Annotated in this window: 21 protein-coding genes and 1 tRNA gene; 12 read left to right on the top strand and 10 right to left on the bottom strand. The window is 69.2% G+C overall.

Features of this window, described 5'->3' with window-relative positions:
* The first annotated feature begins 29 nt into the window (after positions 1-29).
* From PPSIR1_RS33065 to PPSIR1_RS33055, 4 genes are all read left to right on the top strand, one after another.
* Positions 30-1622, top strand: coding sequence for a hypothetical protein (locus PPSIR1_RS33065; RefSeq protein WP_006975602.1), 1593 nt, complete (start codon positions 30-32; stop codon positions 1620-1622).
* 89 nt (positions 1623-1711) lie between these two features.
* On the top strand, positions 1712-2716 hold the full coding sequence (locus tag PPSIR1_RS33060; protein WP_157596224.1) for a hypothetical protein: 1005 nt from the start codon (positions 1712-1714) through the stop codon (positions 2714-2716).
* A gap of 332 nt (positions 2717-3048) precedes the next feature.
* On the top strand, positions 3049-3210 hold the full coding sequence (locus PPSIR1_RS48570) for a hypothetical protein (RefSeq protein ID WP_006975600.1): 162 nt from the start codon (positions 3049-3051) through the stop codon (positions 3208-3210).
* Positions 3211-3257: 47 nt separating this feature from the next.
* The gene (locus PPSIR1_RS33055) at positions 3258-3788 is read left to right on the top strand and encodes a hypothetical protein (protein WP_157596223.1); all 531 of its coding nucleotides are present in this window, start codon (positions 3258-3260) and stop codon (positions 3786-3788) included.
* A 52-nt stretch (positions 3789-3840) separates the two neighbouring features.
* Here PPSIR1_RS33055 and PPSIR1_RS33050 read toward each other — a convergent pair whose 3' ends face one another.
* The 5 genes from PPSIR1_RS33050 to PPSIR1_RS33030 form a co-directional block, all read right to left on the bottom strand.
* Positions 3841-5970, bottom strand: coding sequence for an ArsR family transcriptional regulator (locus PPSIR1_RS33050; RefSeq protein WP_006975598.1), 2130 nt, complete (start codon positions 5968-5970; stop codon positions 3841-3843).
* Positions 5967-7127 carry an ATP-binding protein gene (locus PPSIR1_RS33045; RefSeq protein ID WP_157596222.1) on the bottom strand — a complete coding sequence of 387 codons (1161 nt, stop codon included), beginning with the start codon at positions 7125-7127 and terminating at the stop codon, positions 5967-5969. The genes PPSIR1_RS33050 and PPSIR1_RS33045 overlap by 4 nt, the downstream gene beginning before the upstream one ends.
* Positions 7128-7255: 128 nt before the next feature.
* Positions 7256-8272 (bottom strand): FAD binding domain-containing protein, encoded by a 1017-nt coding sequence (locus PPSIR1_RS33040; RefSeq protein WP_006975596.1) that lies wholly within the window; start codon positions 8270-8272, stop codon positions 7256-7258.
* Entirely contained in the window at positions 8272-10722 is a 2451-nt protein-coding gene (locus PPSIR1_RS33035; RefSeq protein WP_006975595.1) for a xanthine dehydrogenase family protein molybdopterin-binding subunit, read from the bottom strand. The genes PPSIR1_RS33040 and PPSIR1_RS33035 overlap by 1 nt, the downstream gene beginning before the upstream one ends.
* A 10-nt stretch (positions 10723-10732) precedes the next feature.
* Entirely contained in the window at positions 10733-11269 is a 537-nt protein-coding gene (locus tag PPSIR1_RS33030) for a (2Fe-2S)-binding protein (RefSeq protein ID WP_006975594.1), read from the bottom strand.
* Positions 11270-11488: 219 nt separating this feature from the next.
* On the opposite strand from PPSIR1_RS33030, the gene PPSIR1_RS33025 reads away from it, so the two are divergent.
* The 5 genes from PPSIR1_RS33025 (at position 11489) to PPSIR1_RS33005 (ending at position 15372) form a co-directional block, all read left to right on the top strand.
* Positions 11489-12115 carry a glutathione binding-like protein gene (locus PPSIR1_RS33025; RefSeq protein ID WP_157596221.1) on the top strand — a complete coding sequence of 209 codons (627 nt, stop codon included), beginning with the start codon at positions 11489-11491 and terminating at the stop codon, positions 12113-12115.
* Between the two features lie 79 nt (positions 12116-12194).
* Positions 12195-13220 (top strand): hypothetical protein, encoded by a 1026-nt coding sequence (locus tag PPSIR1_RS33020; protein ID WP_157596220.1) that lies wholly within the window; start codon positions 12195-12197, stop codon positions 13218-13220.
* Between the two features lie 337 nt (positions 13221-13557).
* On the top strand, positions 13558-13830 hold the full coding sequence (locus tag PPSIR1_RS33015) for a hypothetical protein (RefSeq protein ID WP_006975591.1): 273 nt from the start codon (positions 13558-13560) through the stop codon (positions 13828-13830).
* 96 nt (positions 13831-13926) lie between these two features.
* Positions 13927-15066, top strand: a complete 1140-nt coding sequence (locus PPSIR1_RS33010; RefSeq protein WP_157596219.1) for a TPR end-of-group domain-containing protein — start codon at positions 13927-13929, stop codon at positions 15064-15066.
* A gap of 231 nt (positions 15067-15297) precedes the next feature.
* Positions 15298-15372: transfer RNA gene (locus tag PPSIR1_RS33005), tRNA-Gln, on the top strand.
* An 8-nt stretch (positions 15373-15380) separates the two neighbouring features.
* Here PPSIR1_RS33005 and PPSIR1_RS33000 read toward each other — a convergent pair.
* Positions 15381-16040 (bottom strand): MlaC/ttg2D family ABC transporter substrate-binding protein, encoded by a 660-nt coding sequence (locus PPSIR1_RS33000; protein WP_006975589.1) that lies wholly within the window; start codon positions 16038-16040, stop codon positions 15381-15383.
* 150 nt (positions 16041-16190) lie between these two features.
* Here PPSIR1_RS33000 and PPSIR1_RS32995 point away from each other — a divergent pair, with 150 nt between their 5' ends.
* Positions 16191-17087, top strand: a complete 897-nt coding sequence (locus PPSIR1_RS32995) for a radical SAM protein (RefSeq protein ID WP_006975588.1) — start codon at positions 16191-16193, stop codon at positions 17085-17087.
* Between the two features lie 6 nt (positions 17088-17093).
* Here the strand turns inward: PPSIR1_RS32995 and PPSIR1_RS32990 are convergent, their stop codons facing one another.
* Positions 17094-18929, bottom strand: a complete 1836-nt coding sequence (locus PPSIR1_RS32990; protein WP_006975587.1) for a hypothetical protein — start codon at positions 18927-18929, stop codon at positions 17094-17096.
* 114 nt (positions 18930-19043) lie between these two features.
* On the opposite strand from PPSIR1_RS32990, the gene PPSIR1_RS32985 reads away from it, so the two are divergent.
* Positions 19044-20378: a leucine-rich repeat domain-containing protein gene (locus PPSIR1_RS32985; RefSeq protein WP_006975586.1), complete on the top strand. Its 1335-nt coding sequence runs from the start codon at positions 19044-19046 to the stop codon at positions 20376-20378.
* Positions 20379-20505: 127 nt separating this feature from the next.
* On the opposite strand, the gene PPSIR1_RS32980 is transcribed toward PPSIR1_RS32985, so the two are convergent.
* Entirely contained in the window at positions 20506-20997 is a 492-nt protein-coding gene (locus tag PPSIR1_RS32980; protein WP_045117249.1) for a hypothetical protein, read from the bottom strand.
* Between the two features lie 166 nt (positions 20998-21163).
* On the opposite strand from PPSIR1_RS32980, the gene PPSIR1_RS32975 reads away from it, so the two are divergent.
* Entirely contained in the window at positions 21164-21832 is a 669-nt protein-coding gene (locus tag PPSIR1_RS32975; RefSeq protein WP_006975584.1) for a hypothetical protein, read from the top strand.
* Between the two features lie 9 nt (positions 21833-21841).
* Here PPSIR1_RS32975 and PPSIR1_RS32970 read toward each other — a convergent pair whose 3' ends face one another.
* Together PPSIR1_RS32970 and PPSIR1_RS32965 are read right to left on the bottom strand one after the other, a co-directional pair.
* Positions 21842-23044: an NADH:flavin oxidoreductase gene (locus PPSIR1_RS32970; protein WP_006975583.1), complete on the bottom strand. Its 1203-nt coding sequence runs from the start codon at positions 23042-23044 to the stop codon at positions 21842-21844.
* Positions 23045-23049: 5 nt separating this feature from the next.
* On the bottom strand, positions 23050-23865 hold the full coding sequence (locus PPSIR1_RS32965; RefSeq protein WP_006975582.1) for an SDR family NAD(P)-dependent oxidoreductase: 816 nt from the start codon (positions 23863-23865) through the stop codon (positions 23050-23052).
* Between the last annotated feature and the right edge of the window lie 195 nt (positions 23866-24060).

Here is a 24060-nt window from a genome sequence, read left to right as displayed (position 1 = left end):
GCCCGCCGAGCGGCTGTGGGAGGTGAACTGTGACGATCTGGACCGACGGCAAGGACCGCGTCGTGGTCGGAGCGCGCGGCTTGAGCGTGCACCGCGGTGGCGCGGCGGAGCTCCAGCTCGGCCTCGAGCAGCTCGGTGGCAAGCTCGCGCCCAAGAAGGGCAAGACGGGCTTTGCGCGCTTGCGCCCCATGCCTGTGGGGGATGGCGGCAAGGTTGCCTACACCATCGACAAGGACCGCAACCTGGTCCGCACGACCCTCGGCAAGGCCGGCGAGGGCACCCGCTTCCCGTGGCTGATCAGCACCCTCGCCCCGGCCGACGGCGACAAGGTCATGGCGACCTACGTCACCGGCACCAAGGCCAGGGCGGTGACCTCGGTGGTCATCGGCACCCCGCCGGCGGACCCCAAGGGCAAGTGGGAGCGGAGCTTCGAGGCCTCGCGCCCGGCCAAGGTGGACTGGCCCGCGGGGCTGCTGTGGGAGAAGGCGCCGTGGAGCCGCAAGACGCGCTGGGCTACGGATCCGGACCTGCTCTACGTCGACCGCAACGCCCACGGCTACGTCGTCTACGACCTCGCCAGCGCGGTCATCGGGCTGCTGCGACCCAAGGACGAGGGCTTCGCCTGCGTGCTCCGCCTGCCCAAGGACAAGAACACCGGGGTCACGGCGACGGCGACGGCTGAGGGCTTCCTGGGCGCCGTCAACCTGGCCAACGGCGCCGCGGCCCTGGCCCATGTCAGCCCCGACGGCAAGATCCTGGCGAGCGCGAGCTTCACCGCCAAGAGCCTCGGGCCCATGACCATCATCGGCGACACGGCGCTGATGCTGGTCGATCACGCCAAGTTCCTGTGCTTCGCGCTCGCCGACCTCTCGCTCAAGGGCGAGGTGCCCCTGGCCGACGACCTGCCCGCCTCGCAGGTGTTGATGCGCAGCGCAGCCGACGGCTCCAAGGTCCTCGTGTCCGTGGACGAGCGGATCTACGAGGGCACGGGCTCGGGCGTGAGCTGGAGCTTCGCGCCCGTCGACCTGGACGACGTGCCCGAGGCGAGCGGCGAGCACGAGGCCGAGATCCCCGAGGCCGAGATCGAAGAGCCCGACGAGCCCGCCGGCAGGGCGGGGGCGCCGGGCAGCGATCGCCAGCGCTACATCACCCAGGCGCCGCGCCTGAGCCTCAACCCGCAGCAGCCCAACGAGGCGTGGAAGTTCCCCGTGAGCGGGGCCTTCGAGATCGTCATCAACGCGGTCAGCGAGGGCGGCAAGGCCGAGGCCGGGCTGTTCGTCGAGATGAGCAACGAGGCCGTCGAGAAGGGCCTCATGGAGCCCGTCAAGGCCACGGTCACGACCCTCCAGGGCGCCGAGGTCTCGGGCGAGTTCGTCGCCCAGGGCAAAAAGCGCGTCGCGAAGGTCGACTACCTCGTCCCGGCCGGCGTGGAGCCCATCAAGGACAAGAAGGTCAAGCCCAAGGAGCGCTTCCTCGACAACCCCGAGGACACCTTCGTGACCGTCCGCCTCGAGGGCAAGACCGCAGGCCCGGGCAGCGCCATGCTCTATGTCCGCGTGGGCTTCGAGGGCTCGGGGACCGAGGGCTCGCTGATGCGCGGACGCCCCGTCGTGCTCGGTTAAACCGCGTCTGTCCCCCCATGCTCGCCAGCGCGCCCCGTGTGTGTGCGCGCGTGGCCGCGCGCGCGCGCCGAACGTGCTAAGCCAAGGGCGTGCGTGGGCAAAGCTGGTCGGGAATCGTCGCGTGCGCCGTGCTCGGGATGAGCGGCGCCTGCACCATGGTCAACCCCGCGTTCTCGGACAGCGAGGGCTCCGTCGCCGACGAGGCCGGTACGGACGGCGAGGGCGAGTCGGGGAGCGGCGACGACGAGGTGGGCTCGGACGCGGGCACGAGCGCCGACACCGAGACGGGCACCGACGCCAGCACGAGCTCCGACACCCTCGACGCCGAGACGGACGGGGAGACCGAGACGATGGAGGAGCCGCCCACCTGCGAGGTCTTGGACGTGCCGCCCCACGCCTTCATCTACTCGGTCAAACCCGAAGGCGCGGATCCGCTGCCCTGCGAAAACGGGCAGGAGCACTACCTGCTGATCAACATTGGGGACTACAACTACGACCCGGGCGTGCTCCAGGGCGTGCGCTGCTGGGCGCCCGGCTGCGGCGAGTGCGACGGCCACGGGGTGATCACCGGCGTGCCTGGCTTCGAGGCCCTCGAGGAGTTCACGACCACGGCCCTGCCCGAGGTCGCCGACAGCTTGGAGTCGAACTCGCTGTGCCTGCAGATCGAGACCAAGCACTTCGTGGGCGAGGACGGCGACTTTTGCCGCTACGACGCGATGGCCATGAGCCTCGGATCGCCGGCGACCGCGTTTCTCGTTGGCGCCAACAACGAGGTCTCGCCGACCTTCACGGGCCAGCAGGTGTTCGGAAACACCGAGCTGCCCCAGCAGGGCGAGCCCATCGCCCAGTGCACCTGCGAGGACTACTTCTGGGGCGATCCAGACGTCGAGGCGTGCTGCACGAACGGCGGCGCGGCGTCCAACTTTCGGGTCGAGGCCTTCGGCACCGAGCTCTGGCCCGGGGACGTCGAGGAGTTCAACTCGTCTGGGGTCGACTGGATCTTCTCCCTGCGTCAGGCCCAGGAGATCCCGCAGTGCGGGGGTCAGTACATCGAGGGCATGTCCTGGGCCATGGCGCGCACGTCCGGGTTCTGAGTTCTGCTTTGCCCCCACAGCCGTTTGGGGACCGGGGGCGCTTCGTCGCTGTCCGCTCCTCCGCTTTGGCTTGGTGGGCAATGGAGTTCGTGCCTTTGAGAAGGCTGGTGGTCGCCCCCCGCGAGCGGGGGCGTGGATTCCTTGACAGTCCCTGAGTCGTGGACGTGGGGCAGGGAGGGCGTGGCGTCGTCTACGACGGCTAAAATCGTCAGGGACTGTGAAAACACAGTCCCTGAGTCGTGGACGTGGGGCAGGGAGGGCGTGGCGTCGTCCACGACGGCTAAAATAGACAGAGGGTCGGCCAGAACTCGTTTTGGCCGACCCTCTGAGTCGTGGACGTGGGGCAGGGAGGGCGCTCCGCCGAGTATGAGGGCGCGCGCACGGTGTTCGTCAACGTGGAGCCCGAGTCACTGCCCAACCCGATGTTCCACGAGCGCTACATTGGCCGCGCCGAGCACGTCCTTCCCGCCTCGTTCGGTCGCGCGCTGACCTAGCCGCGAGGGCAGGTGAGGTCGCCGAGGCTCGGTGTTAGCATGGTCGCGTGACCACGGATGGTGACGTGGGCTCGGGCTTGGTCGAGGTGATCAGCTTGCCCGAGCTGAGGCTGGCCCGTTGGGGCTCCCTGTTGGTTCAAGACTGGCGGGGGCAGCCCTTTCTCCGCGACTACCAGCGCCTGGGCGAGGCCTACCGCGAGATCATCGCGCGCTACCCCGAGGGCATCTCGAGCCTCGGCCTGGTCCGCCTCGATCGCCAGCTCGGCTCTCCCGAGGCCGGGATCCGCGAAGAGGCGCGCAAGCAGTTCGTCGAGTTCGATCGCCACACCGTCGCCAGCGCGGTCGTGTTCGACGGCGGGGGCTTCAGCGCCCGGACCGTGCGGACCTTCGTCCGCGCCGTGCTGCTCTTCGCCCAGCCCAAGGCCCCCCACAAGGTGTTCGCCGAGCTCGAGCCGGCGGTGGACTGGATGAGCGGCATCGACGAGCGGATGGCCGCGGAGCAGGGGCTGAGCGCGATGATCCGCAGCTGGTGGGAGCAGCCGAGCCCGGAGCTGTCCATCCGCTCGAAGGCGGGCTGAGGGGCTGGGCAAGAACAGGCGCCAAGGCTGTTTGTTCGGGACAGAGACCGAGTCAATGTTCTATGAGTTGGTCCTCGGCCGGGAACGCTTCGAGGAGGTTGCTCGCGTGCAGAAAAGTCAGGGAAACACGAATGAAGCGCCGCATCTCCCGAGGTAGATACATGAACGCTTTGACGGAACTTTGACCTGAGAGGAGCTCGAAGCGATCCTCACTTCCCGTACTGAGGGAAAATGTGTGGCTCGTCGGTAGTGTCGGCCGCCCTGCGATCCACAGCGTCGCCAGCCAGTCGGCGTTCTCTAGCGACCACTCTTCTTGTTCTGGTGAAAGTGTAGAGTGGCCGTCGCTCGATGAGTCGATTGCAAATAGAGTGCTGATGGATCGACCTTCGTCCGTTCCTGCGAGGGGCTGAGCGACAAGATCTTCATAGAAAAGGCGGGAATTGTGGAACCATGCTGCGACTCCGAGGAGCTTTTGATTCTGAAGTGTCAGGTCATGCTCCAAGGATTGATAGAGCTGGGCAGCGGCATTCTCCCCAAAATCACGTAGGACCGAAATGATGAGCAGTGTTGCTAAGCTCTTGGGTCCTCCCTTCTGCTCGATCGAGCGTATGCAGTCTCGAGTGATTTCGAGGAGTTCATCCGTGGCGTAGAACAGCGAGATGTCTGTGCTCTGTACAAGCTTCGGCCAGCTCAGGGGGAGTTCCCTTCGTAGCGCGGGGTTGTGGGTGAGGATTAGGTATAGAGACGTGATGACGTAGACTCCGAAGTCCCGCCTGGACTGCATGTCGATGAAGTGATGTGCTTTTTTGTCACTCTTGGTCAGTAGGAGCGTGCCGCAGATGGTGTGTAGTGATGAGCTGTCGGATTGGCCATGGGCGATCAGACAGTCGGTCAGAGCGTCGACCTTATTGTCGTCTCCTTTGATTGAGTGTCGTAATATCTCCGATGTTAGGTTTTCAATATATTCTGGAGGAGGCGCATGGAACGCTTGAAGGGGGCTGAGTGAGGCGTGGCCAAAATCATTGCGAGCCATGACTCCCCAAACCCGCGCCATGTTGGAGAGCGCATTCCCGAGTTGCTGGTCCCGCTTCATCGCCCTTGCGATGCGGTGTAGTGGATCTGAGAGCTCATAGTAGCGATTCTTCCCAACCTTCAGCGCGTGGACGAGGTGGTCCCGCTTTAGGGCGCGGAGATGAGTCGAGACGGATGCCTGGGGACAGAAGGTCCCGTTGGAAATCTCAGTGACGGAAGCGGGAGACCAGCGCTCGGCGAGAAATTCGACGACGGGGCGCTGGCCGCGAGACAAACGCTCCATCTGCTCTTGGTAGTAGGGCGTGAGCTCTTCGGCGAGGCGAAAGAAGTTCCCGTAGAGGTCGCCGGGGTCGTCGTGGTCGAGGTGGTGAAACACCATCGCCATCACCCGAGGGTTGCCTCCGAGGAGCGCGTAGGTGGAGTGAACGTGAAGTCGACCTTCGTCCGAGCCAAGCCATTCGTGGAGGTCAGTCTGGCCGTGGAGGCGAGCGAGCTGACGTATCAACTCCGTAGCGCTAGACGCATCGAGGGGCGCGAGTTGCTCGACGTTGAAGGTTCCATGCAAAGGCGCGGTTTGCTCGGTCCAACCCTTCGTTGTTCGTGCCGTGGCGAAGATCGACCAGCACCCCATGCGCTGGACTAGTCTCCTCAACGAGGCCTGCCCCTTGGTTCCGAGGTCGCGCAGGATCGCGTCGAAGTTCTCGACCATCAACAAGAGCCCACGCGCACCCAGGCGCCCCGCGATGAGACGTTGAGCGGTCTTGAGGGCTTCGCCCTGAGGCCCCATCCTCAGGTTGGCGAGCTGTGAAGCGACTCGGGGAAGGCCATCCTCGTCGGGCATCAATTCCAGCACCTTGGCCAACAAGTGCACGAGGGAGCTCGGGTGGAACTCCTCGGGAAGCGCGACGATCACGACTTGCTGTTGAGCTTTGTCCCGCTCGCGCAGTCGGCCTTCGACGAGCCCGAAGGTGTGGCTCTTCCCGATCCCGCGCGGGCCCACGACGACGTCGAAGCGCCCCTGTCCGCTGGAGACAGCGTCCCAGATACTGTCGACGAGGTGCGCACAGACGGCCTCGCGTCCGACCGTGAGCGCCTCGAGGGTCTCGAGGTCGAGGAGGCGAGGCGAGAAGCGGGACGAGACGGGCTTCACAGGCCGCGCTCCTCGATCCAAAAGCGACGCAGAAAACCGAAGCGGAACCGGTAACCTCGGCTCTCGCGGACCTTGACCAGGTAGAAGTCGTCGGTGAGGTGGCGCAAGAGGTTGGTGAGCGCAGTCCGATCGAGGTCCAGGGCGCTCAACATGGCGGTCGGCGTTTGCTCGGGGTGGAGCGCGACGTGGTCGAGGACTGCGTAGACGGGCTCCAACTGCTCAGCCGGGAAATTGGCGGGTAGGCGGTCGATGTAGTGACGCAGGTCCAGTGGGTCACCGGGGGGCTCGATGAGTTCGGTGAAGATCGTGTCGACCGCCTCGGGGCTAGGGCGCTCGGAGCGCTTGAGGCGTTCGATGAGCAGCTGGATGAGCATGGGGTGGCCCTCACTCACCCGGTAGATGGCGTCGCTCAAGGCGGCGGAGGCCGGCAGTTTGGCGCCGCGAAACAGAGCCCCGATCACGATGCGGGCGTTGGCTTCGTCGAAGAGCGGGACGATGTGAGCGGCGACGTCGTTGAGCGCTCGATTGTTGTGCCCCGCTGCCCGAAGCCGGCGCTCGACCTCGGGAAGTCCGATGGATCCCGTGAGCACCATGCGTACATGGAGGTATCGTTGACGGGCGGCTCGGAGCGCGTCGAGGAGGTCCATGGCCTCTCGTTCCCGGCCTTCGTTGGCGAGTTCGCTCAGGAAGTAGGTGAACTCGTCCCAGAACAACACGAACTTCTCGTCGCGTTGAAGCGCGAGCTCGTCCAGGTCCTTGAACACGTGGTCGAGGAGCCGTCGCCAGTCCAACGATTGAGGTTTGAAGTGGAAGTCCTTGAGTTGGGTGATGCCGAGGCTATCGAGGAGCTTGCGCGCGTGCGTGGTGACCTGAGTCGAGCGGGAGACGTGCTCTTCGACGTCCTCAAACAAGGCGCGGACAAAGCCTTCGAGGGAGTCGAGGTTCTCGAGGTCGCGGGAGTGGACGATCCAGCCATCCGGGTGGTAGGCGATCATCCGCTTGGTGATGGAGGTCTTGCCGACTCGCCGAGGCGCGAGGAGCGCGATGCTCTGAGTCTCGAGGGCCGCCCAATAGCGCTGGATGAGCTCATTTCGGCCCAAGACATGCTCGGGACGCAAGCTACCGCCGGGGTTGGTCGGGATCTCGAGCTTAGTCACCTCAGAACACATATGTCATCGATGACATATGTTGGTCAAGGGCCCTCATCCTGAACCAGTGCCGCTGGCCAGGAGCGCATATCACGCTCCCGGCCAGTTCGGATCTCTGGATGGGAGGACGTCGGCCCTCAGTCCGCCGTCAGCGCTTCGATCGCCCGCCGCGTATACACGGCCAGCATCTGCCGCCGGTAGGGCGCCTCGAAGGGCACGTTCTCGAGGGGCTTGCACTGCTTGTGGACCCGCTCGCTGACGATCCGGCTCAAGGCCGGGTCCGAGAGCTTCTTGCCGAGCGCGTCGTCGAGCTTGGTGACCAGGCGCGGCTTGGCCCCGAGCACGCCGGCGACGACGGTCAGGCCCTGGACGACGCCGTGGGGCGAGTCCTGGTCGAGGTCGAAGCGCAGGGCGACGGACACCAGGGGGAAGTCGATGCTCTGGCGCACGGACCACTTGGCGTAGGCGCTGCGTCGCGGGGTGCTGGGCAGGGGCAGGCGGATGGCGACGGTGAGCTCGCCGTCCTCGCGCACGGTGTGGCGCAGGCCGTCGGCGCGGAAGTACTCGCCCGCGGGCACGCTGCGCTTGCCGGCCTCGTTGGCGGTGCCGACCTGCTCGATCACGGCGCCTTGGCTGATCAGCACGGGCACGCAGTCGGAGCTCATGGCGGCGACGCAGTTGCGGCCCTTGGGCACGACGTGGCAGACGTTGCCCTCGGACTTGAGGCAGCCGCCGCCCAGGGCCTGCCGCCAAAAGTGGGTCTGGTTGACGTAGCGGCAGCGCGTGTCGAGGTTGAGGTTGCCGCCGATGGTGCCCATGTTGCGGATCAGCGGGCTGGCGACGAGGCCTGCGGCCTTGGCCAGGCTGGGGAAGTGCTCGCGGACCAGGGGGTGCTCGCTGACCTCGGTGAGGGTCATGCCGGCGCCGATGACCAGGTCCGAACCTTCGCCAGAAGCGTCCAGCTCGATGGTCCGCAGCTCGCGGACCATGGCCAGGCTGATCAGCTTGGGGGGCTCGTCGAGGCGGTGCTTGAGGTTGGGCAGGATGTCGGTGCCGCCAGCGACGATGCGGGCGCTCGGGTTGTCGCGCAGCAGCGCGACCACGGCGTCCACGGTCTCGGGCAGCTCGACGCCAAATTGGGGTAGACGCAGCATCAGGCGCTCCTCCGTCCGTCGTTGATGTCGCCGCGCTTGTCGGCCTTGAACACCGGCAGCTCGCCGTTGCGCTCTTTTTCCTGGCGCTCGAGGATGGCCGCGAGGACCTTGGGCGGGCTGAAGGGCAGGGTGTCGATGCGCACGCCGACGGCGTCGTAGATGGCGTTGGCGATGGCCGGGATGCTCGGGTGCAGCGGGCCCTCGCCGGCCTCCTTGGCGCCGTAGGGGCCCTGCGGGTCCGGGGCCTCGACGATCAGCGCGTGCAGGTCCGGGGTGTCGAGGAAGGTCGGCATGCGGTAGTCGAGCAGGCTCGGGCCGATGTGCACGCCGGAGTGGTCGGGGTCGACGTCGTGGCGCTCCATGATGGCCTCGCCGAAGCCCATGTAGGCCGAGCCCTCCATCTGGCCCTCGACAATTCGGCGGCTCAGGGCCTTGCCGCAGTCGTGGGCGACCCAGATGTCGTGGACCGTGACCACGCCGGTCTCCGGGTCCACGCTGACGTCGGCGACGTGCGCGGTGAAGCTGTAGGCCGGGGACGCGCCGATGGTCCCGCCGCGGTAGTCCCCGTGGCGGTCCTTGGGCGTGTTGTAGCTGCCGATCTCACCGAGCAGGCCGTGGTCGGACTCGGCCCACTGGAAGGCCTCGGCGATGGGCACGGACTGCTCGGGGTTCTCGATGTCCATGGCCTTGCGCTCGACCAGGGTCACGCGCTTTTTGGGCACCTCCCAGCGCTTGGCCACGGACTCGCGGACCTTGCGGCGGAGCTTCTGGGCGGCCTCCATGCACGCGTTGCCGACCATCAAGGTGATGCGCGAGCTGTAGGCGCCGAGATCGACGGGGCATAGATCGGTGTCGGCCGAGAGCACGCGGACGTCGTCGAGCTCGAGGCCGAGCTCGGCGGCGACGATGACCGCGAGCATGGTGTTGCTGCCCTGGCCGATGTCGTTGGCGCCGGAGAACACCCGCGCCCGCCCGCTGCGATCCAGGGTCACCTGCACGGCGGCCTGGGGCATGTCGTTGGGGTAGATGGGGTAGTTGGTGCCGGAGATGTAGGTGCTGCCGGCGACCCCGAGGCCGCGGCCGTAGCCGAGCTCGGGCTTGCGCTCGGTCCACTCCGAGGCCGCCTCGACCTGCTCGAGGCATTCGAGGAAGCCGTTACTCCCGATCTTGAAGTCGTTGACGGTCTCTCCGCCCGCGCCGATGTCGTTGCGCCGGCGCAGCTCGAAGGGATCGAGGCCGAGCTCGACGGCGGCCTTGTCCATCTGGACCTCGATGGCGAAGCGCGGCTGGACCGAGCCGTGGCCGCGCTTGGGCCCGCACGCGGGCTTGTTGGTGTAGGCCCGGGTCGAGTGGAAGCGGTAGGCCGGGAAGCGGTAGGGCGCGCACAGCAGCTGGCCCGAGTAGTAGGTCGTGACCAGGCCGAAGCTCGAGTAGGCGCCGCCGTCGAGGAAGGTGCGGGCCGCGACCCCGGTGATCTTGCCCTCCTTGGTGAAGCCCGTGCGGTACTTCATCTTCATCGGGTGGCGGCCGCGGTGGGAGTAGAACACTTCCTCGCGGGTGTAGAGGCACTTGACCGGGCGGCCCGTCTTCATCGCCAGCTTGGCGACGCAAAACTCGAGGTCGAAGGGCTCGGACTTGCCACCGAAGGCGCCGCCCAGCGGCGGCTGGATCACGCGGATGGTGTTGGCCGGGCGCTCGAGCACCTTGGCCAGCTCGCGGTGCAGGTAGTGGCTGACCTGGGTCGCCGACCACACCGTGAGCATGCCGTTGGGCTCGACCTTGGCGACGGCGCAGTGCGGCTCGATGGCGCCGTGGGTCGTGCCCTCGAAGAAGTAGTCGCCCTCGATGATGAGCTCGGCCTGGTCGATGGCGGGGTCGACCTCGCCGAACTCGAGCACGACGTTCTTGCTGCGGTTGCCGCGGCGGGCGTAGGGGTTGATGGCGACGCCCTTGCCGTCGGCGCCGGTGTAGCTCCCGTCGGCGTTCTTGGCCGTGGCCTCGAGGGACTTCTCCGGGTCGTAGTAGGCGGGCAGGGGCTCGTAGAGCACCTCGATGGCCGCGCACGCGGCGATGGCCGTGTCCTCGTCGACGGCGGCCACGGCCGCGACCCCGTCGCCGACATAGCAGACCTTGCCGACGGCCAGGGCGGTCTCGTCGGGGGTCCACGGGATGATGCCGTAGGGGATGCTCAGCTCCTCGCCGGTGACCACGGCGTGCACGCCGTCCATGGCCTCGGCGCGGCTGGTGTCGATCGACAGGATCTTCGCGTGGGCGTGGGGGCTGCGCAGGATCTTGCAGTGCAGCAGGCCGGGGAGCTTGATGTCGTCGGTGTAGCGGGTGACCCCCCGCATGCGCTCCATGGCGTCGACCTTGCGGTGCGACTTGCCGAGCTTCCACTCGGGGGCGTCGGCGTGCTCGGTCCTGGACTCGGGCTTGGGTTCGTAGGCCATCGTGTTCCTCTCAGCTCCCGGTCTGCTGCGCGCTGTCGTCCGTCGACTCGTCGCCGCGCTGGCCAAACACGACCTCGCTGGCGTCGACGACCGCGTCGATGATCTTGGTGTAGCCGGTGCACCGGCACAGGTTTCCGGCGAGGGCCTCGCGGACCTCGTCGCGGGTGACCACGGCCGCGCGCTTGCGCAGCAGGGCCTCGGCGGCCATCAAGATGCCCGGCGTACAAAAGCCGCACTGCGCCGCGTCCCAGCGGTCGAAGGCGTCCTGGAGGGGGTGGCAGCCCTGGCTGGCCTCGGGGGCCCAGCTGAGGCCCTCGACGGTGCGGACCTCGCCGCGCTGGGCGGTCGCGGCCAGGGTCAAGCAGGCGAGCACCGGCTCCCCGTTGATCTGCACCGTACAGGCGCCGCAGTCGCCCTTGTCGCAGCCCTGCTTCGAGCCGATCAGGTCCAGGCGGTAGCGGAGGACCTCCAGCAGGGTCCAGTGGCTCGGCGCGGCCGTCGAGACCGCCTCTCCGTTGATTCGCAGCGACAACAGGCTCTCGGCCATGGACCGTAGGTTCGCCGCCTGGTCCCAGGGACGCAAGGTCGGCCATCGTGACCCTGTCGTGCGAAAGCTCTGTCACCCTCGCCAGCCGCGAGCGTGGCGAAGGTGCGAAGGGAGCGCGCTCGCCCACGGTGGGCGGCGCCGATCGGGATGAGATCGACGGGGCCACGGACGCGTCGACGAGCCCGGCTGAGGCAGGCGCCGCGGTGGTATCACCGGGCCGTGGCTGCGACGCTGGTCCACTCGCCTCGTTACTGCTCCCTGGCGGTGCGCATCGCCGCGGCCGAGGGCGGGGTCGAGCTCGGGCTCATCGAGAACGACCCGCGCACGCGCGTGCTCGAGGACGGCCGCTCGCTGCTGGAGCTCAACCCCCTCGGGACGGTGTCCGTGCTGCTGCTCGAGTCGGGAGTGGTGATCCGAGAGACCGTCGCGGCGCTGCTGTGGGTCCAGGACCACGCGACCGCGCCCGTGCGGCGGGAGCCCGGGAGCGCGGCCTACTACCGGCAGCTGCAGTGGCTGTGCTTTCTGTCCACGGAGCTGCACACCAAGCTGTTTCGGGTGGTCTTTTATCCCGAGGCCACCGACGCGGTGAAAGACAACTTCCGCGCCCTCACGCCCGCGCGACTGGAGCTCATCGAGGCCGCGCTGGGGACCCAGGCCTACCTCGTCGATGACGCGTGGTCCGTGGCGGACGCGTACCTGACGTGGATCCTGACCCTGCTCGGGCGCGCGGAGGTGTCGATCGAGTCCTCGCCTGCGCTGTCCGAGTACCAGCGCCGGGCGCTCCAGCGGCCGGCAGTCCAGCGACTGCTGGCGGATGACGACCGCCGGATCGCGGCTCGGGGTTGAGCAGCGGCGCTCGCGCCGATCTCGCTTTCGCGGGAGCGCCGTGCGAAAGCGCGGTCGGCCTTGTAGGTTAGTGGGGTCGATGGCGCGAGCGGACGCAGGGAAGGGGCGAGGGCGGTGGCCGGCGGTGGCCGTGGCGAGCGTGCTCGTCCTCGGTGGCTGCCAGCAGGTCGTCTACTCCTCGGAGGGCTCCGACGACAGCGACTGGGAGGGTCCGCAGACCCCGTGGTGGGAGGACGAGGAGGGCGGCGGGGATGCCGAGCCGACCCCCGACGACGGCGACGAGGCCGAGGAGGGGCCCGGCGGCGACAAGCTCGACATGCCCGAGGAGCTGCCCCTGCCCGACTGCAAGGCCGTCGATCTGCTGTTCGTGGTCGACAACTCGAACAGCATGATGGCCGAGCAGGACAGCCTGGCGACGAGCTTCGAGGGCTTCATCGCCGGCATCCAGGCCAACCTGACCGAGACCAACGACTATCACATCGGCGTGGTGACCACGGACGCCTACGCCCACAACGTCGAGGGCTGCCAGAGCATCGGCGCCCTGGTCACGCAGACCGACCAGGGCGAGTGCGGGCCGTGGGCCGAGGGCCGCTTCATCAGCCTCGCCGACGACCTCGACGCGGCCTTCACCTGCGCGGCGAAGGTCGGCATCGACGGCAGCGGCGACGAGCACCAGCTGGAAGCTGCGCTCACGGCCATCGGCCCCGAGCAGGCCGGCCCCGGCGGCTGCAACGAGGGCTTCCTCCGCGACGACGCGCTGCTCGTCTTGGTGCTGATCACCGACGAGGACGACGGCGCCGTGCAGACCCAGGTCCACACCGGAAGCCCGGGCCATCCAGCCGACTGGATCGACGCGATGATCGCGACCAAGGGCCTCGAGACCAACGTCGTCGTGCTCTCGCTGGCCGGCGTGCTGCCGCCCAACGCGTGCAAGCCAGGCGTGCCCTACGAAGACGCGCAGCTGTCCAAGCGCATCAAAGAATTCACCGACGCCTTCACCTACGGGCGCATGGGGGACGTGTGCGCCGACGACTACACGCCCTTCTTCGACGCGAGCTTGAACATCATCGTCGAGGCCTGCGCAGGCTTCACCGAAGTCGAGTGAGGCATTTCGACCCAAGCGCCTCGAGCGTGCGCGAGAATCGACCGCACTGAGGGTGGGGTTTGCGTGAGGCTCTGGGTTGGGTGGGCGACGCGCCCGTTGAAAAAATGCCGAGATCATCGTGAGCTGTCTCGTCGCGAAGTCCGATTCCCTGTCGCCTCACCGGTCAAATTGCGATGGCAATCATTCGACTACGTGACGGCTCTAGCACCGAGTCTCGCGAAGGTTGCGGGCTTGCACGGTAGGCGTGAACGGGCGCGACCCCGAGCGCTCCCCACCTGCACGACTCGTCCAAAGGCCAGTTGCGCTGTCGAGGATCAGCGCCTAGGTTCCGCCGCAGATGAACGCGGCATTGCACGGCGCGGTGAAGAGCTTCGAGGTCTACCGCCGGGACAAGGGGCGGACGGGGTATAGCCGGCTGCTCAGCCACGACCCCGGGACCGGGCGAAGCTGGCTGACCGAGATCCACGAGAAGGCGGGGGCCAACGGCGACGTGCTGCGCGTCGAGACGACCACCGACCTCGACGAGCTCGACCCCGACGAGCGCGCGCTCTATGAGCTGCGCCTGAGCAAGGAGCTCGCCGCGGCGCGGGCTGCCATGCCCCTGGTCTGACGCTGCGGTCCGGGTCGAGGCCCAAAAGAGCGGTTCGCTGCGGTGCAGCGGGCCGCTCTCGCGTTTCCCCACCGGTAGACGTGGTAGAGCTTGCGCATGCTCCGCAGCCTGCCCGCGTGTTCGCGCTTCCTCGCTCCGTGTCTGGCCGTGGTCGGCCTCGCGTGCACGCAGGGCGCGGAGTCGGAGCACGAGCGGCCGCTCCGTGGCGACGCGGTGACGAAGGCGCCCAGCGAGGACGAGGCGCCCGAGAAGGCTGAGCCCGAGCCCGTCGAGGGCGAAGGCGACGCCGGGGTGAAGGACGCGGGAGAGCCCGTCGAGGCGCCTGGGGAAGCGCCCAGCGAAGACGCGTGGGACAGCGGCGTCGCGTTCTCGCCGGGACCCATCACCTTCGAGCCGACCCGAGCCGGCGATGGAGAGCTGCCCGCGTCGCCGACCAAGCACCTCGATCCGGAGGTCGGCACCTTCTTCGACCACCCCGGCGTGTTCGGCTGGACCCAGGACGGCTCGAGCTTCAGCTATTGCGCCACGGGCTGCGCCGACCACTGCGGCGACTGCTTCGAGATCAACCTCGACGGGACCGTGAAGGCGTCCCCGGAGCAGACCTGTGAGGCCGTCGAAGCCCTGAAAGCGACGCTGTCCGTGCCCGAGCAGGTGTGGCCCTACGGCGCCGACCTGCGCGTGGTCTGGCGCGCCCGCGGGCGGAGCCTCGAGCTCGGCATCGAGGCCGAGGCCGAGGCCGAGGACGGAGGCGCCCCGGTGTGGGCCCCCGCCATCGAGCTCGCCGAGGACTTCGACCTCGACGGCGGCGGGACCATCTACCCCGAGCTCGCCGTGCTCTCCCCAAACGCCCGCACCCTCGCCGTCCTCGCCCACGGGTGGATGGGCGACTGCTCCGACGGCTTCGAGCTCACCCTCGTCGAGCTCGGCCCCCTCGCCGCCGAGGCCTACGCCAAGGCGGCGTTTGGGCACCACAAAAAGGGCGCGAGGGATCGAGCGGCGGCCGAGCGCGCGGCGGAGCTGTTCGGCAAGGCCGCGCAGGCGGATCCGCGGGCCTGGAAGCACCCCTTCAACATGGCCTGCGCCCTGGCCAAGGGGGGCGCAGGCGACGAGGCCAAGGCGCCGCTGAGGCGGGCGATCGAGCTGGGCGGAGCGGAGCTGCGCGCCAAGGCTCGGGCCGACGGCGACCTGGCGAGCGTGCGCGGGGAGCCGTGGTTTCAGGCCCTCGTCGCAGGCTGAAGTTGAAGTTTGGGCCAAAACTCTGCTTGCGCCTGGGCGCGCTTCGACTAGCTTGTGGTCGTGATGTTCGGGACCCGACAGCGCCAAGTGTAGCCGGCTGGGCAGCGACCCAGCCGGCACGGCAACGTGCACGCTGGGCCCTGCGTTCCTTCACGAACCAAGACCTCGACGTGCGCCGCGTCGAGGTCTTTCGCATTGTCCCTGGCTGCTTTCGAGCGCCACGGGACCCGTTGGGGAGTAGCTCAGCTGGCTGGTAGCACCGGGCTTTGAACTCGGCGGTCGTGGGTTCGAGTCCCACCTCCCCATTCACACAATCAATCGAGCGCGTCGAGCTTGGCCTCGAGCCGGGTGATGACGCCCGCGATGCCTTCCTTCTCGACGATCTTGCGGAACTCGTAGCTGTAGGTCCGGGCCAGGCTGACGTCGTCGGTGATGATGTCGAGGACCCGCCAGGCGCCCTCGGTCTGGCGCATCGTGTACGCGACGGTCACGGTCTGCCGGCGACCGTGCTTCTCGATCTCGAGGCGCGTGGTCACCTTGAACATGCCGTTGCGTCCGGCGACCTGGCCGACGTACTCGATGGGGTGCTTCTCGGCCTTGCGGATCATCCGCAGGTAGTTGGCGCGGATGAGCTGGGTCAGCAGGCCCTGGAACTCGCCGCAGCGCTCGCCGCAGACCTTGGCGTAGTGCTTGGGCCCGCCCAGGGCTGCCGTCGCCAGCCACTCGTAGTCGAGCAGCTCGTCGACCTTGGCCTGGAGCTCGGCGTCGCTGGCCCCCGCGCGGACGGCCTCGACGACCGCCTCTTGCTTGGCCCGGAAGGCGTCCATCGCCTCGGTCGAATCGGTCATGGTTTCGGCGACGGGATCGCTCGGCGTGTCCAAGGCGGCGCCGTGGGCCGGCGCAGGGAAGAGCCCGGCGCACACGGCGAGGACGGGGGGCAGGGCGAGGAGCGAGAGCGGCCGAAGTCCGGTCATGGCGAGTCCTGCAGACGAGGCTGCGCGTGCTGCTATTCAGCCGCCTGCGGCCAGTCAGGACCCGTCCTGAGCCCCCGTCCTCGGGTGTTGTCCCCGCCTCGTTGCCCTCGATCGGGCTGAGCCCGGGGAGGGGCGGGTACTCTCCCCGCGATGGACTACGTCGGTCGCATCTACCGCCCGCCGAGCGAGGCCCACAGCCTGCTCATCCAGGTCACCCTCGGCTGCAGCCACAACCGCTGCGTCTACTGCGACATGTACCGGGACAAGCGCTTTCGGCCCAAGGACTGGGGGCAGGTCGAGGCCGACATCATCGAGGCCGGGGCCATGGGTCGGCGCCCCGGCCGGCGAGGCTTTCGCAGCACCAAGGTGTTCCTGTGCGACGGGGACGCGCTGATCCTCCCGACCCGGCGGCTGCTGCAGATCCTCGCCGCGATCCGAGAGCACCTGCCCTGGGTCGAGCGCGTGGGCAGCTACGGCGACACCCGCAGCGTCGGGCGCAAGTCCGTCGAAGAGCTGACGGCCCTGCGCGAGGCCGGGCTGGGCATCGTCTACCACGGCATGGAGACCGGCGACGCCGAGGTCCTCGAGCGCATCGACAAGGGCGGCACGCGGCCAGAGCTGATCGAGACCGCGGACAAGCTGCGCGCCGCGGGCGTCCAGCACTCGGTCATCGTGCTCCTGGGCATCGGCGGCGTGGGCCTGAGCGAGCAGCACGCCCGCAGCACGGCGCAGGCGCTCACGCGCATGGACCCGCCCTACGTCGGGGCGCTGACGACCACCGTCGTGCCGGGCACGCCCTTGTTCGACATGCAGTCCGCCGGCGAGTTCGAGCTGCCCTCGAAGTTCCGCATGCTCGAGGAGCTGCGCACCATCGTGGCCGAGAGCGAGTTTTCGAACTGCCGGTTCTCGAGCAACCACGCCAGCAACTACCTGCCCCTGCGCGGGACCTTGCCCCGGGACAAGGCGGCCATGGTCGAGGTCCTCGACGCGGTCATCGCCCGGGGCGACGAGGCCCTGCTCAAGCCCGAGCATCTGCGCGGGCTGTGAGCCGAGTCAAAATTCGATCTCGACCAGGGCGTGGTCGCTGACGGCGGGCTCGTCTCCGACGGCGCCCACGAGCAGGGCGACGACGCGATCGCCGTCGACCTCGACGGCCGGGAGCGCGGCGCTCCAGCCCGCGCCGCGGCTGAGCTCGCAGCGGGTCAGGAGCGCGCCGGCGCCGTCGAAGCGGTAGAGGACCGGGGTGCTGGGGTCTTCGGGCGTGGTGACGTCCCGCTCGGTGCTGACCGCGACGAAGCCTCCGTCGGGGAGCACGGCCAGGTCGTCGAATTGGCCCGTTTGGAAGCTGCCGGGGCCGGGGGTCCAGTCGAAGGCGGGCTGGCCCTCGCGGGTCCAGGCGCTGAGGTGGGGCTCGGTGAACAGCCACGCGCCCCGCTCGGGGTGCTCTTTGACGGCGTCGACGCCACCGACGGCCACCAGGGTCCCCTCGGCGTCGGGCAGGGTGCTCAAGGCCGTGAGCGCGCCGATGTCTTCGTCTTCGACGGCGTCGACGCAGGTCGACCACAGCAGCGCCCCGTCGGGGGCGTACTCGCCGATGAAGCCGCAGCCGAACTGCTTGCCGGCGAACCAGATCCGGCCTGCGTCGGCGATCACGTCGTCGATCCACAGGGCGGCGGGCTCGGCCTCGACGAGCTCGTCGAGCTGGCCCTGGTCGTCGAACCATGCCAGCGCTTGGTAGAGGTCGTCGCGGGGGCCGTCGCGGTGGAGACCGACGACCAGCAGGCGGTCGCCGTCGCGGGTCAGCCGACGCCACTGGGCGTCCTGCGTGGTCGTGAGCGCGAGCGACTCTCCGTTTGGGTCGTGGACGGAGAACCAGGTCGGGACGCCGCCGTCGATGTCGGGGCTCGCGCCGAGGGCGAACACCCGCCCGGCGTCCACGCGCACGTCGGCCACGCCCTGGATGCCCGGCGCATCCTCGAAGGACACGAAGGGGTCCGCCCAGCTGGTCTGCCAGCGGGTCTGGGCTGAGGGGGCGTCGACGGCGACCACGAGCTGGGCCCGGTCTTCGCCGTCGACGTGCTCACCTCCGAGGACCGCGAGGCCGTCGTGGACGGCGAGCCTGCGCAGGACGTCCTCGGGGTCACCGCCCTCGGCGACGTGGGCCCAGCGCAGCTCCACGTCGCAGTTGTCCCCGGACAGGGGCTCTGGCTCCGCTCCAGTCTCGGAGCTGTCGGTGTCCGCGGTGTCGGTCTCGGAGCTGGTGTCTTCGCTCTCGCTCTCGCTCGTGTCCGAGTCGGTCGAGGCCTCGTCCTCGCCGCTCTCGCCGTCCGTGGCCGCGTCGTCGCCCTCGTCCCCGCTCAGGGGAGCGCGCCCGCAGGCGAGGGCCGAGAGCGCGACGAGCACGACGAGAGAAGAGCGCGGCATCGCTCGATGGTATCCCGGACGCGGGCTCGCTAGGGGTCGGGCACGAAGCTGGTCAGGTACTCGAGGTCGACCCCCGTCGGGAGGGCCAGGCCAGGCCAGGCCAGGGTCCTCGGCGCGCCACCGCCCGCGCACGCCTCGAGCGGCGAGGCCGACGTCGAGGCCGCGGATGAAGGTGCCCAGGTCGAGGTACTCGGGGTTGCAGGCGTACATCTTGCGACCCACCCCGACCTGGTGGCGCAGGCCAAGCTCGACGTAGAGGTCCACGCCCCGCCCGTCGGGGCGGACCACGGCGCGCCAGGGCTGCTCGTTCTTGGCCGAGGGCGCCCACCGGGCGAGCTCGAGGGCCTCGCCGAAGGGCCCGCGCGCCTCGTCGAGGGGCTGGCCAAAGCGGCCGTCGTGGAAGCTCCAGCCCATGGCTTTGCGCTTGGTGGTGCGCAGCACGAGCTTGGCGACGCGGTCGATCATGCGCTTGCGACCCCGCGGATCCTGGTACTCGCGCGTGGTCCTGCGCCTTCGCGTCCCTCGGCGAGGGCGCCGAGGCGTGATCGATCCGCTGGCCGGGTGGTACTCCTGGGATCGATGGATCGTCGCGCGCTCCCCCTGGTGCTCGGGCTGCTGACCTGTGCGTGTGCTCCCGGCGCGGTCTCGGACGCCGAGGAGGGCGAGACCGAGGGCGAGACCGAAGGCTCCGACGAGGATGTGGGCGAAGACGAGGCCGAGACCGAGACCGAGACCGAGACCGAGGGCGCGCCCGTGGACGCCTGCAGCTTCGCGGACCCAGCCCTGCGGGCGGTCGTGGCCGACGACCTGGGCCTGTCGGAGGGAGAGGCGATCACCGCCGAGGCCGCGGCGAGCCTGAGCGCGGTCAACGGAGGCCTGCTCGCGGGCGTCTCGGACCTGAGCGGGATCGAGTGCCTGGTCAACCTCGAGGAGCTCCGCCTCGTCGAGGGCAGCATCGTCGACCTCTCGCCGCTGGTGAGCCTCGGCGAGCTGACCCGGGTGGAGCTCGGCTACAACGCGATCGTCGATCTGAGCCCCCTCGCCGAGCTGCCCGCGCTCGAGTGGGTCGGGCTCAACGACAACCAGATCGAGTCCCTCGCGGCCCTCGTCGACCTCGCGGCCCTCGACTATGTGGACGTCCGCAACAACCCCATCCCCGCCGTCGAGGGGCTCACGGGCCTGAGCGCGCTCACCGGTCTTGACCTGTCGGGGACGCAGCTGAGCAGCCTCGACGGCTTGCCGACCATCCCGACCCTCGAGTCCCTCTATCTCTCGGACACGCCGCTCACGGACTTGAGCAGCCTGCCCGAGGAGCCCGCGCTGATGAACCTCGTGGCCATGGACTGCGCCCTGTCGAGCCTCGCGCTGCCCCACGCCTACCCGGAGCTGAGCATCCTGCGGGTCGGCGGCAACGAGCTGACCAGCATCGCCGCCCTCGATCCCGCGCTGACCCCGGGCCTCGAGCACCTGCACGTCGACGAAAACGGGCTGACCGAGATCGCCGTGCTCGCGAGCCTTCCCGCGCTGCGGGTCGTCAACGCCAACCTCAACGCCATCACGGACCTGAGCCCCCTCGCTGAGCTGCAGGAGCTGGAGGAGGTCAGCCTCATCGCCAACGGCGTCTCGGACCTCACGGGCCTCGCCGACGTCGCGCGCCTACACCTGCGCGACAACGCCATCGTCGACGTCGCGCCCCTGCACGGCGACGAGCCCGAGGTCATCACCTACCTGGACCTGCGCCAGAACCCGCTCTCCGACGGCGAGGCCGTCGCGGCCTTGCCCATCCAGCCCTGCGCCGAGCTGTGGATCGACGAGGCCACGCTGGGGCCGGGCGGGGCCGCGCCGATCTGCCAGCAAGAGGTGGTGGTCAACTGGGACTGCAACTTCGAAGAGTGCGGCCTGGGCGGGGGCTGAGAGCGAGCAGGCTCAGGTCTTCAACACGCGCCGGACCCAGCGGGCCACGCGGGCGTCGTCCATGGCCGCTCCTCGCCGTGGGAGCTCCACCGCAAACCCGGCACGGACTTCGGACACGCGGTGCTCGTCAGGTCGCCCACACCGCGAGGCACTTTTTGGACTGCCAGAATTTTTCGAGGGTCAGCTTGGGGAAGCCGTGGCAGGGGACCTGCAGCGGGCTCAGGCGCACGCTGATGGCGTGGGAGGCCTGGTTCTTCCAGGTCCCGATGTCGACCAGGGCGTCGCCGCGCAGGCTCAGGCCGCGGGCCTCGAGGATCTCGAGGATCGCCGGGACCTGCAGGTCGACGCCGGTGGTCGCCTCGGCGTGGGGGTTGCGGAGGGCCTTGGCGGTGCGCAGGAGCTCGTCGAGGACCTCGGGGTGGGCGTCGAAGAAGTCGGCGTAGCTGGGCACGTAGATGCGCGCGTAGGCCTCGGCCTGGGTCACGAAGGCGCCGTCGAGGACGTAGCCGATGGCCCACATGCCCTCGCCGTGGCGCTGATCCCATTCGCGCTGCCGGTGCAGGCGCTCGCGCTCGCCCCCCGCCCGACCGAGGCGCCGCTTCACCACTCGCCAAGCCATGGTTCGACTGTGGGGGTTGTTGGGCGCAGACGCCAGCGGAGCCGACGCGGGGTCGCTGAGCCCCGGAGCAGCGCGCGGTTCGGGGGGAGGACGCCCCGAGGAATCGCAGCTCGAGGAGCCGGGATCCGCGTTGCTCGACATCGGCCGCCGATCCAGCCTGAGGGGGATGGCGACCAAACGGCTCGAGCGCACGGTCATCGAGGGGGGCCGCTACCCTGGAAACGTCTGGGAGCGGCGCAGCTCGAACACCGTCCAGCGCCGGGCGTCGCGGCAGCAGGCTCGGCGTTGGTGCACAAACACCGCGGACTTCGAGGACGAGTGCGCGGTCCGTCGACGCAAGGTCTACCGGGGCTTCTCGGACAAGCTCGGCCCGGCGGAGCGCTGGCTCGCCGCCCAGGTGGGCCGGCCGTGGCGAAAGGTCCACGGCGAGCTGGTGGCGACCTTCGACGCGCGCTCCCTCGCCCAGCGCCACGTCCTCTACGACCACCTCTTGCCGCGCTCGGGCGATCTCGAGGGCGGCTGGGTGGTGCATCGGCGCTGGCGCTTCTTCGTCGATGACCACGGGTTCCTGCGCAAGCGGCCGACCGAGCGTCGCTGGTACACCTCGTTCTTCCGAGACACGACGCGCCGCGTCGATCGTGCCGTGCTGGCGTGGCTCGGCGAGCGCAGGATCAGCCAGCAGGGCAGGCACTACTTTTGGCTGGATCCCGTGCGTTGGGACCACGACGGCGCGCCCACGCACTACCGCCAGGGCGAGCGCTTGGGCGCGGCGGATCGTCGGATCCTCGCGGGCCTCGACGAGTGGGCGCGCGAGCAGGTCTTGCGCGCAGGCTGAGGGCGCCCGTTAGCTCGGAGGCGGGTGCAGCACGCAGCGCACCCCGCCGCGGTCCATCTCGGCGACGCAGCGGTTGCAGTGGGTACACGGCGAGCGCTCGACGGTGCCCGCGGCGACGTCCCGGACGAAATTGGGGTTCTCGAGCAGCGCCCGGCCCACGGCGACGAGCTCGAAGCCCTCGGCCATGGCCTGCTCCATGTTCGCCCCCGAGACCACGCCGCCGAGCAGGCACAGGGGCATGTCGACGGCCGCGCGGACCTGCCTGGCCAGGGGCAGGAAGAACAACTCTTCGAAGGGATGCGCCTCGATCACGGCCGGGCCGAGCAGGCGCAGGGCGAGGCGCTGCTTGGGGTCGGACTCGACGGCGATCATGTCTTTCAGGGGCCGGTCGCCGCGGAGCAGGTAGAAGGCCGAGTGGCTGACGAAGCCGCCGCTGAGCACGAGGGCGTCGGCCCCCTCGCGCTCGAGGACCCTGGCGATCTCCACGGCCTCGTCGAGCTCGAGCCCCCCGCGCAGGTCGTCGCGGAGGTTGGTCTTGCACACGATCGGCGTGCCGGGGCGGCGGGCCTCGACGGCGGCGCGCACGGCCCGGAGCACCTCGACGGGCAGGCGCAGGCGGTTTTGGAGGGAGCCGCCGTAGTCGTCGCGGCGCTTGTTGGTGCGCGGCGAGAGGAACTGGCTGAGCAGGTAGCCGTGGCCGAGGTGGAGCTCGATGGCGTCGAAGCCCGCGTCGAGGGCGAGCCCCGCCGCCCGCGCGAAGGTCTCGGGCAGGCCCGCGATGACCTCGCGGGGCATGGCCTTGACCCACACCAGCCCCTGCATCAGCCCGTAGCGGTTGAGCACCCGAGAGGGGCCCAGGGGCCCGGGGGGATCGAAGCTTCGCTGCGCTTTGAGCTTGGAAAAGCCCCCGCAGTGGGCGAGCTGGATCGACGCGGCCGCGCCCTCGCGGTGGACCGCGTCCGTCAGCGCGCGCAGGGGCGCGACGAGCTCGGGGCTCATCGCCATCTGGTTGGCGAAGGTCCGGCCCCGGGCCGAGACGGCCACGTAGGCCAGGGTCGTCATGCCGACGCCGCCGCGGGCGAGGGCGGCGTGGTGCTCGGTGAGCGCAGGCGTCGGCACGCCGCCGGGGCTCATGCCCTCGTAGGTCGCGGTCTTGATCACGCGGTTGCGCAGCTCGAGGCCGCGGAGACGAAAGGGGGTCAGGGCGCGCACGGGGTCTACTGGTTGCGGCGCCAGCCGTACTTGGCCAGGGCCTTCATGCTCGCCCGCATCAGCCGGGGCGAGAGGTGGGAGCCGATCGCAAAGGCGTGTCCGTCCGGGGTGATCGGCAAGATCGCGCGGTCGCGGCGGACCGCGCGGACGACCCGCTTGGCCAGGCGATCGGGCGGGAAGGCGTTTTGCATCTGCTTGGCGAGGGGGTCGGTCACCGCGGCGTCGCGGCTGGGCGCGGCGTTGATGATGTTCGTCGCCGTCGCCCCCGGGCACACGCAGGTCACCCCGATGGGCGAGGTGGCCAGCTCCGCGCGCAGGGCCATGGAGAAGCCGCGCACGGCGAACTTGGTGGCCGAGTAGAGGGTCTGCCAGGGCATGCCGACGTAGCTCGCGGAGCTGGCGATGTTGACGATGTGGGCCTCGGGGCGCTCGCGCAGGGCGGGCATGAACAGCTTGCAGCCGTCGATGACCGCGCGCAGGTTGACGTCGAGGATGCGGTCGATCTCTTCCTGGCTGAGCTCCTCGAAGGTCGAGAACACCGTCAGGCCCGCGTTGTTGATCAGCACGTCCACGCCTCCGTGCTCGCGCAGGACCTCGTCGCGGCCGCGCTCGAGGGCGCCGCGATCGCTGACGTCGACGGCGTGGGCCGAGCACCGGGCACCGCCTTGGCGCAGGCCTTCGGCGGTTCGCTCGGCCGCTTCGGCGTCGAGGTCGAGGAGCGCGAGGTGGGCTCCCTTGGCCGCGAAGGCCCGGGCCAGCGCCGCTCCGATGCCCCCCGCGCCGCCGGTGATTGCGATGACCTTGGCGTCGAAGCTGCGCATGCGCGACGCAGTTTAGCAGCGGCTTCGACAGCGCCGGGAGCTGCGGTCGCGGCGCGAGCGGGCTCGTCTACAGCGCGGCTTCGACGAACTGGACGATCGCCGGGGCCGGGCGGGCGCCGCTTTGGCGCTGCAGCTCCCGCCCGCCCTGGTAGACGGCCATGGTCGGGATGCTGCGCACGCCCATCTGAGCGCCGA

It is taken from the genome of Plesiocystis pacifica SIR-1 (assembly GCF_000170895.1).
In the GTDB taxonomy this organism is placed as follows: Bacteria; Myxococcota_A; Polyangia; order Nannocystales; family Nannocystaceae; genus Plesiocystis; species Plesiocystis pacifica.
This window is presented reverse-complemented; position numbering and strand designations above follow the sequence as displayed.